We start from the raw sequence: 1,833 nt of genomic DNA, 5'->3' as shown, positions 1-1,833 counted from the left end.
GCATCGACTCGTCGCTCAGCACCCGTAGTCCGTCGGACACGACCCAGATGCGTCCACTCGCGTCGGCTGCCACGCGTGGGGCGCTGGTGAAGACCGGTGCGTCCTGGACCACCTCCATCGTGGTCGGATCCCGCAGCTCGAGCAGCCAGTACTGTCGCGTGTCATCCACCGCATCGGAGGGCCCGGTGGGCCACCGGCCGGTGCACCCGGTACGGCCACCGGGATGCGACACCGTCCACAGGTGTCGGCCGGCGCTGCCACCGCCGAAATGCATGCGCGGCAACCTCATCACGGTGACGGCGGACAGATCGTCGTCCACCGCGGCGATGTCCGACCCGGAGATGACGTGCACCGGATCGCCACCGAGCCGTGGCCGTTCATGGTTGTCCGGGATCGTGTTCACCGGACCGACCTCGACGTCACCGGTCACAGAGACCCGAACCAACCGGTACTCCGTCTGCCGATCGGCAGCACCGCGGTTCCCGGTGACGACAACCACGATGAACCCGTCGTCGATGGCCGTTGCTGCACTGGGCGATCCGGGACATTGCTCGATCGGCAGTGGTTCGCGACCGGGGGTGTGCAGCCACCACCCGTTGTCATGGGTGCATGTCAGCAGCGTCTCGCCGATCACCGCCGACACCGACACCGGCTCGTCGTCGATCAGCCGGGGTCGACCGTCCGGTGCGCAGCGATGGATTCCATCGGTACCCACCACCCAACATCCGGTGGGCGTCGCGTGGACCCGGCGCCCGTGACAACCGATGGCACCGGGCAGAAGGTGTTGCGTCGCTGTACCGCTCGCGTCCAGACGGACGAGCACGGGCAGACGTGTGTCGACCGTCCACACCGTGTCGTCCGCGCAGGAGACGTCGCCGGGCACGACGCCCGGTCGAGGTGGCGGTGGCGGGACGTCGTCCAGGTCCAGGTCGACGAGTAGACCCACCGGGACGTCGATGGTGGTCGAACGGTCAACCGGCTCGGTCCACAGGGCCTGCCGATCGAAGAAGCGGGGGGCCGCATCGACATCCTCGCCGACTCGACATCCCGGTGTCGGCTCCCATCGGGGCGGGGTGTGGTGCGAGGGCTGATACCGGTTCATGACCAAGCGGATTCGTGCCACCCGGCCGCGCACGTCCGGTGGTGACGACCCGATCTCGTAGAGACTGACGAACCGTCCGGTCAGCTCGACGTGACCGACACGTGGACGGTCGCCTGACCATTCCGCCGTCCATCCATCGCCTCGGAGCAGACCGCTCCAGCGTAGATCGCGGTCGCCGGCGCGCGGCGCCGATCGATCGGGTTCCAGTCGAGCGCGGATGACCGTCGCCCTGTCGTCATCGGACGGAAGCTCCGAGAACCGGAGCGGAAGTGAGCTGATCGAACCGACGCGAGGAGGCGGAATGGCTCCGTCCTCTATGAGCAGTTCATCGACGAGCACCGTGAGGGTGCGATGGCGCGTCATGCGCCTTTCTGCATAGTCATGTCAGGGAAGGTACGCGTCGGACGCCGCCGACGGCAAGGGCACTGTGTTCGTACCGGTGGGGCATTGTGGAACCGTGGATCGAGCAACCAACCCCGTCGACAGTGTGTCCATCAGCTACCGCACCGTCGGCGACGGACCGCCCGTGGTGATGCTGCACGCGACGGCACTGTCGCAGGCCATGTGGCGCGCATTCGGGTACGTCTCGGCATTGCGTGACTCACATCGGCTGGTGCTCATCGACTTTCGCGGACACGGGCGAAGTGGCAAGCCGCATTCGTCGAGCGCCTACGGCATGGAGTTGCTGGTCGGTGACGTCCTCGCGGTTCTCGACGAGGAGCGGATCGACC

Annotated in this window: 1 protein-coding gene and 1 pseudogene; one reads left to right on the top strand and one right to left on the bottom strand. The window is 67.2% G+C overall.

Annotation, left to right across the window (positions count from 1 at the left end; translation table 11 throughout):
- A pseudogene (locus JHC79_RS23875) lies at window positions 1–715 on the bottom strand (hypothetical protein); the annotation flags it as partial.
- Window positions 716–1,559: 844 nt separating this feature from the next.
- On the opposite strand from JHC79_RS23875, the gene JHC79_RS23870 reads away from it, so the two are divergent.
- Window positions 1,560–1,833: alpha/beta fold hydrolase (locus tag JHC79_RS23870; protein WP_296395514.1), on the top strand; the 274-nt coding region annotated here is incomplete at its 3' end.

Source organism: Williamsia sp., assembly GCF_016462415.1.
Taxonomy (GTDB): Bacteria; Actinomycetota; Actinomycetes; order Mycobacteriales; family Mycobacteriaceae; genus Williamsia_A.
The sequence above is the reverse complement of the archived record's forward strand: the minus strand, read 5'-3'. Positions and strand labels throughout refer to the sequence as shown.